The organism is Stenotrophomonas sp. STEN030 (genome assembly GCF_056759995.1).
This window is the reverse complement of record NZ_JBRREB010000097.1, coordinates 1-6,592: the sequence shown is the minus strand read 5'-3', so window position 1 is coordinate 6,592 and position 6,592 is coordinate 1. Positions and strand designations below refer to the sequence as shown.

6 protein-coding genes are annotated in these 6,592 nt (G+C 64.5%); 3 read left to right on the top strand and 3 right to left on the bottom strand.

The window, feature by feature from the left end:
- Positions 1 to 234: 234 nt before the first annotated feature.
- Positions 235 to 1,689, bottom strand: a complete 1,455-nt coding sequence (locus tag ACVOLR_RS19680; RefSeq protein WP_481517661.1) for an MATE family efflux transporter — start codon at positions 1,687 to 1,689, stop codon at positions 235 to 237.
- A gap of 106 nt (positions 1,690 to 1,795) precedes the next feature.
- Here ACVOLR_RS19680 and ACVOLR_RS19675 point away from each other — a divergent pair, with 106 nt between their 5' ends.
- Entirely contained in the window at positions 1,796 to 2,203 is a 408-nt protein-coding gene (locus ACVOLR_RS19675) for an RNA-binding S4 domain-containing protein (RefSeq protein ID WP_481537936.1), read from the top strand.
- A 241-nt stretch (positions 2,204 to 2,444) separates the two neighbouring features.
- Here ACVOLR_RS19675 and ACVOLR_RS19670 read toward each other — a convergent pair whose 3' ends face one another.
- Both ACVOLR_RS19670 and ACVOLR_RS19665 read right to left on the bottom strand, forming a co-directional pair.
- Positions 2,445 to 3,053, bottom strand: coding sequence for a DUF937 domain-containing protein (locus tag ACVOLR_RS19670; protein ID WP_481537935.1), 609 nt, complete (start codon positions 3,051 to 3,053; stop codon positions 2,445 to 2,447).
- A 156-nt stretch (positions 3,054 to 3,209) separates the two neighbouring features.
- Positions 3,210 to 4,856: a catalase gene (locus tag ACVOLR_RS19665; RefSeq protein WP_481537934.1), complete on the bottom strand. Its 1,647-nt coding sequence runs from the start codon at positions 4,854 to 4,856 to the stop codon at positions 3,210 to 3,212.
- A 204-nt stretch (positions 4,857 to 5,060) separates the two neighbouring features.
- Here ACVOLR_RS19665 and ACVOLR_RS19660 point away from each other — a divergent pair, with 204 nt between their 5' ends.
- On the top strand, positions 5,061 to 5,747 hold the full coding sequence (locus ACVOLR_RS19660) for a helix-turn-helix transcriptional regulator (RefSeq protein WP_481537933.1): 687 nt from the start codon (positions 5,061 to 5,063) through the stop codon (positions 5,745 to 5,747).
- A 73-nt stretch (positions 5,748 to 5,820) separates the two neighbouring features.
- The gene (locus ACVOLR_RS19655; RefSeq protein ID WP_481537932.1) at positions 5,821 to 6,444 is read left to right on the top strand and encodes a glutathione S-transferase family protein; all 624 of its coding nucleotides are present in this window, start codon (positions 5,821 to 5,823) and stop codon (positions 6,442 to 6,444) included.
- The last annotated feature ends 148 nt before the right edge of the window (positions 6,445 to 6,592 follow it).

The window sequence follows — 6,592 nt, the reverse complement described above, 5'->3', positions numbered from 1 at the left end:
ACGGGCGCCCCGCCCCGTCCGCCGCCGCCCGCACCCCTCGCCCCCCCCCCGCCCCGGGGGTGGCGCCGCCCCGCCACCCCCCCCGCCCGCGCGGGCCCGCCCACTACACGTCGTTCAGCTCCCTCCCTTGCGCCGAAGGCGTAGGGGAGGGTTGGGGAGGGGGTGAGCTTTCAGGCCCTTCGAGCAATGCCAGCTTCGCGGCTGACGCCGCTCCCACAGCTCCCACAACGCTGTCTAGCGCTCCAATTCCACATCCGGATCCGCCACCGGCGACGGCGGCGTAGCCGGCACTTCCGCCGGGGTGGCCTGCGCTGGCTTGTCGAGGATGCTGGCGCTGCGCCAGTTACCCCAGCGGTAATAGGCCATGATCATCAGCATCGAGCACAGCGCGCTGATCGGGAAGCTCCACCAGATCGCATCGGCACCAAAGCGTGGCTGCAGCCACAGTGCGAACGGCACGCGGATGCCCCACATGCCGATTGCCAGGATCAACAGCGGTGGCAGCACCGCGCCAGTGGAACGGACCACGCCGGACAGCACGAAGTTGACGCCGAAGAACAGGAACGACCATACCGCGATGTGGTTCAGGTGCCGGCCGATCTCCAGCGCCTCGCTGGCAGCAGGCAGGAACAACGCCAAGGTGCTGCGATCAAAAAGGATGATCGGCGCGATCAAGGCACCGGTCAGCAGGAAGTTGAACAACACACCGGTACGCGCGGTGGCTTCCACGCGCGGCCAGAGGCCGGCGCCCACGTTCTGTGCGGCCATCGTCGAGCAGGCAGCACCAATGGCCATGGCCGGCATCTGCACATAGGTCCACAGCTGCATTGCCGCGCCATAGGCCGAGGCGGTTTCCACACCGTAGCCATTGACCATGCTGATCATCATGATCATCGCCAGCGAGATCAGGATCATCTGCAGGCCCATCGGCACGCCCTTGACCACCAGCGCCTTGAGAATGACGGTGTCGATCTTCAACAGGCCGATATCCTTGCGGCCCAGCCACAGCATGTGTCGCTTGTTGCGCAGGTAGAGCATCAGCGCGGCCAGCGCCAAGGCCTGCGAGAAGAACGTGGCCCAGGCTGCACCGGCAATACCGAGTTCCGGGAACGGGCCCACGCCGAAGATCAGCAGCGGATTGAAGGCGATATCCAGCAGCACCGCCAACAGCAGGAAGCGGAACGGCGTGCGCGCGTCGCCGGCACCGCGCAAGGCGGCGGTGATGAAGGCAAACGCGTACAGCAGCGGCATCGCCAGGAAGATCACCTTCAGATAGGCATCGGCCATCGGCAGCGATTCGGCCGGTGTGCCCATCGCCAGCAGCAAGCGGTGCGACAGGAACCAGCCCAGCACCGCGATGACCGCAGACAGGCTGATGAAGAAGGTGGCGCTGGTGCCCATCACCCGCCGCGCCTGCGGCAGGTCCTTGGCGCCGATGGACTGGCCGATCAGGATGGTGGCGGCCATGCCGATGCCGAACACCGAACCGATCAGGAAGAACATGATGTTGTTGGCGTTGGCAGTGGCGGTCAGCGCCGCCTCGCCGAGGAACTTGCCCACCCAGATGGCATTGACCGACCCGTTCAGCGACTGTGCGATGTTGCCAGCCAGAATGGGTAGCGCGAACATCAGCAGGCTGGTGCCGATAGGGCCTTCGGTCAGCGAGCGGGTTTGCTTGGTTTTCGACATGGGCAACGCTGTCGGGATGTGGGCTGGCACACTAGCATCTTGCAGGTGAGGGTGCCGGAGTCAGGTATCAACGGTTGGTGGCTTACACAGGAGTCATGGCAACGCGATGAGCGGTGAAGTCGTAGTGGTAGCAAGCATTCGTCTTGATGTGTGGCTGTGGGCCGCACGCTTCTTCAAAACCCGCAGCCTGGCCAAACAGGCAGTGGATACCGGCAAGGTGGATGTGCAAGGGCAGCGGCCCAAATCCTCGCGCGCGATCCGCGTGGGCGATGCGCTGCGAGTGCAGCGCGGCGATGAGGTCTTCGAGATCGCGGTACGCGGGCTGAGTGACAAACGTGGTTCGGCACCGGTAGCGCAGGCCATGTACGAAGAGTCGGCGGCCTCGAAGCAGGCGCGTCACGAACTGCACCTGCGACGTGCCGCCGAAAGGACCGGCTACCAGGCCCCAGAGCACAAGCCCGACAAGCGCGCCCGCCGGCTGATCCGGGCCTTGGGTGACCTTGACGCGCTTTGATGCGCGCGAGGCAAGCGATTCACCTGTAGTGCCGAGCCATGCTCGGCAGGGGCCTTACCGGTAAAGCCAGACCTGTAGTGCCGAGCCATGCTCGGCAAGGGGGCTCTACCGGTAAGGCCTCTGCCGAGCATGGCTCGGCACTACAGGGGCTCTACTAGTGAAGCCTCTGCCGAGCATGGCTCGGCACTACAGAAACAAAAACGCCACCTTGCGGTGGCGTTTTCAATCAACCTCTACCAGCTCAGCGCTTGCCGCTACCCAGCAAGCCACTGCCCAGCTTGATCAGGTCGCTGACGCCGAACTGGCCGTCGCCGTCCTGGTCCATCACGCTGCCCAGCAGGCCGCCGCCGATACCGCCGGCCTGCGTCACCTGCTGCTTTTCCTGGCCCAGGATCTGCGCCAGACCATCGGGGTTTGCCTGGGCGCCACCGCTGCTCATGCGCTGGGCGATATAGGCCATCACGATCGGGGCGAGGATCTTCAGCAGCTGGCTGGAGCTGCTCGGGCTCAGGCCGGTGGCCTGGGCCAGGCCGGTCTCAGCGCGGTCCTGGCTGCCGCCGAAGATGTGGCCGAGGATGCCGGCGCCATTGGCTGCCGGACTGTTGCCACCGCCCATCACCGCACCCAGCACGCTGCCGATGTCCAGGCCACTGTGGTTGTTCTGCAGGGCGCCGAACAGGGCCTCTGCTCCCTGCGGCTTTGCGGCGTTGTTGCCCAATGCGCCCATCAACAGCGGCAGCGCGGCGCTGATCGCGCCCGAAGCCTGCTGGCTGTCGATGCCAAGCTGCTGCGAAACCTGCTGCAACGGTGCGCCCTGCAGCTGGGAAAGAAGGTCGTCGGTCAGGCTCATCGGGGTTCCTTGAATGGGTGGGTTGCCGAGCGGCATGGTAACCCCCGCAAGGGGGCGTAAGTGAAGAGGCCAATGACGTGTTGGTTTGTGGGCGGAAACAGCACCGCCCGCAGAATGCGGGCGGTGCTGGATCAAGCGTGGATCAGCGGACCGGGCTTACAGCTCAATGTCCTCGGCGCCTGGTGTGGCGGTTGGGAAATCGTTGCCCGGGTGCGGCGGCGGTGCGAACGGATCGGCCGAGGCGGCGGCTGCGGCAAGTGCCTGCAGGGCAGCGGCGATGCCCGCACCGTAGGCCGGATCTGCCTTGTTGCAGTTGTCGATGTGGCGCTGCTTGATGAAATCCGGTGCATCGCCCAGGGCCCGCGCGGTGTTCTCGAACAGACGCTGCTTCTGTGCGGCGTTGTAGCTGCGGAACAAGGCACCGGGCTGACTGAAGTAGTCGTTGTCGTCTTCGCGGAAGTTCCAGAAGTCGGCATCGCCACGGATCTTCAGCGCTGGCTCGCGGTACTGCGGCTGCTCCTGCCACTGGCCATAGCTGTTCGGCTCGTAGTGCGGCAGGCCACCGTAGTTGCCGTCAACGCGCATGGCACCATCGCGGTGGTTGCTGTTGACCGGGCAGCGGGCGGCATTGACCGGAATCTGGTGATGGTTCACACCGAGCCGGTAGCGCTGCGCATCGGAGTAGGCGAACAGACGTGCCTGCAGCATCTTGTCCGGCGACGGGCCGATGCCCGGGACGATGTTGCTGGGCGCGAACGCCGACTGCTCCACGTCCTGGTACCAGTTGACCGGGTTGCGGTTGAGCTCGAATTCGCCGACTTCGATCAGCGGGTAATCGCTCTTCGGCCAGACCTTGGTCAGGTCGAACGGATGGATGCGGTAGGTCTCGGCGTCGAGCTCGGGCATGATCTGCACGAACAGTTTCCACTTCGGGAACTGGCCCTGCTCGATGGCCTGGAACAGGTCACGGCCATGGCTTTCGCGGTCCTTGCCGACCAACACCTGCGCCTGCGCATCGGTCAGCGCCTCAACGCCCTGCTGGCTGTGGAAGTGGAACTTCACCCAGTAGCGTTCGCCATCGTTGTTGGTGAAGCTGTAGGTATGGGAGCCAAAGCCATGCATGTGGCGGTAGCTGCGCGGGATGCCACGGTCGCTCATCACCACGGTCACCTGCATCAGTGCTTCCGGTAGCAGGGTCCAGAAATCCCAGTTGTTGCGGGCGCTGCGCAGATTGGTATGCGGGTCGCGCTTGACCGCCTTGTTGAGGTCGCCGAACTTGCGCGGGTCACGCAGGAAGAACACCGGCGTGTTGTTACCGACCAGGTCCCAGTTGCCTTCCTCGGTGTAGAACTTCAACGCGAAGCCGCGGATGTCACGCTCTGCATCGGCCGCGCCGCGCTCACCGGCAACAGTGGTGAAGCGGGCGAACATCTCGGTCTGCTTGCCCACTGCCGAGAAGATCTTGGCGCGGGTGTATTTGCTGATGTCGTGGGTGACGGTGAAGGTGCCGTATGCGCCAGAGCCCTTGGCGTGCATGCGGCGCTCGGGAATGATTTCGCGGTTGAAGTTGGCCAGCTTCTCCAGCAGCCACACATCTTCCATCAGCAGCGGGCCACGCGGGCCGGCGGTCTTGCTGTTCTGGTTGTCTACTATCGGCGCGCCGAAGGCGGTGGTCATCGGCGTCACTGGCGCGTCGCCATGCTTCTGCTTGGGTGTGGTGCTGGTGTCACGCTGCGACTGCGCGGCCTGCTCGGGGGAGGGGGCGCTGTGGTACGGACAGGTCGGCTTGGTGTCATTGCTCATGGCTGGCTCCTGCTGGCGTTGGGGTTTTGCTCCCACCGACTGTAACCACGGGAGCGTTAAATGAGTAATCAAATGAACCGTTCGCTCTGATAGGGCGTACCTATTGCTCAGCTTGCCGGGATAAATGCGCTCTGTTGATGCCAAGCGGTCATTCCTGCGGCTGCCAACCGCTATGCTGGGCAGCTGCCTGTCCCGGAACCCCTCATGAGCCAACGCGCCGCCCGACTGCTGCACCTGCTGGATGAATTGCGGCGGCGCCGCACGCCAGTGCGCGGCGCCGAGCTGGCACAGCGGCTGGAGGTGAGCCTGCGCACCGTGTACCGGGATATTGATGCGTTGCGCGGGCAGGGCGCCGATATCGCCGGTGATCCGGGTATCGGCTACCAGCTGCGGCCGGGTTTCCTGCTGCCACCGATGATGTTTTCCGCCGAAGAACTCGAAGCGGTGCTGCTGGGTGCGCGCTGGGTGGCCTCGCATGGCGACCCGGAACTGGCGGCTGCGGCCGACACTGCGTTGCAGCGTGTCATCGGCGTGCTGCCCGAAGCCCTGCGCCTGCAGGTGGAAACCAGTGGCCTGTTCGCACCGCACTGGCATGCGGTACCGCCGGAACCCTGGCTGCCCGCGTTGCGGCGCGCGATCCGTGACGGCAATGCGGTGCGTATCCAGTACCGCGACGTCGAGGGCAGGGTCAGTGAACGCATGATCTGGCCGTTCGCGATGGCGTTCATGGCCGATGTACGCATGCTGGCGGCGTGGTGCGAGATGCGCGCCGATTTCCGGCACTTTCGGGCTGACCGTTTGCTGGCACTGGAAGACACTGCACAACGCTATCCGGCGCAGCGCCATCAGCTGTTGAAGCGCTGGCGTGCGCAGTGCATGACGGACAGTTGATGCATCACTGCTGACAGCAGCTGTCAGCAGCCCCTACGCACACTGTTGGCTCCTTACAACGCAGGTGCCTGACATGAGCGACACGCTTACCTTCTACAGCCATCCACATTCGCGTGGCCGCATCACCCGTTGGATGCTGGAAGAAACCGGCCTGCGCTACGACGCGGTGATGCTGGAGTACGGCACCAGCATGAAGTCGGCGCAGTACCTGGCGATCAACCCGATGGGCAAGGTGCCGGCGCTGCTGCAGGGGAATACGGCAATCACCGAGAACGCCGCCATCTGTCTGCATCTGGCTGACTTGGCGCCGGACAAGGCACTGCTGCCACCGGTTGGCAGCGCCGAGCGCGGCGAATGCTACCGCTGGGTGCTGTTTGCGGCCGGGCCGTTGGAAGCCTTTGTCACTGATCTTCGTCATGGCACGCTGGCACCGCCGATGGAAGCCGGCTACGGCAGCGCTGAGGATTTGATTCGCACACTTGAAATGGCAGTAGCCGGCAAGCGTTATCTGGTGGGTGACAGTTTCACCGTCGCCGATCTGTATATGGCCTCATTCCTGAGCTACTTCGTCAGCATGGGCCAGCTTGAGGCCAAACAGGTATTCACGGACTACTGCGCCGTCCATCTGCAGCGGCCGGCGTCGGTGCGTGCGGGGCAGCTGGATGATGCGCTGGTGGCGCCTGTGGGAGGGGCGTAAGCCGCGAAACCGGGATTGCTTGAAAGGCAGAAAGAGCCAACCCCTCCCCAACCCTCCCCTTGGCCCTCGGCCGAAGGGAGGGAGCAGAAGTTGTAGTGCCGAGCCATGCTCGGCAGGGGCTGTACCGGGAAAACCCCATGCCGAGCAT

Excerpts from the sequence above, each read along its gene's own strand:
- ACVOLR_RS19660 (WP_481537933.1), top strand. The coding sequence starts at position 5,061 with ATGAGCCAACGCGCCGCCCGACTGCTGCACCTGCTGGATGAATTGCGG.
- ACVOLR_RS19680 (WP_481517661.1), bottom strand. The coding sequence starts at position 1,689 with ATGTCGAAAACCAAGCAAACCCGCTCGCTGACCGAAGGCCCTATCGGC.
- ACVOLR_RS19675 (WP_481537936.1), top strand. The coding sequence starts at position 1,796 with ATGAGCGGTGAAGTCGTAGTGGTAGCAAGCATTCGTCTTGATGTGTGG.
- ACVOLR_RS19665 (WP_481537934.1), bottom strand. The coding sequence starts at position 4,856 with ATGAGCAATGACACCAAGCCGACCTGTCCGTACCACAGCGCCCCCTCC.
- ACVOLR_RS19670 (WP_481537935.1), bottom strand. The coding sequence starts at position 3,053 with ATGAGCCTGACCGACGACCTTCTTTCCCAGCTGCAGGGCGCACCGTTG.
- ACVOLR_RS19655 (WP_481537932.1), top strand. The coding sequence starts at position 5,821 with ATGAGCGACACGCTTACCTTCTACAGCCATCCACATTCGCGTGGCCGC.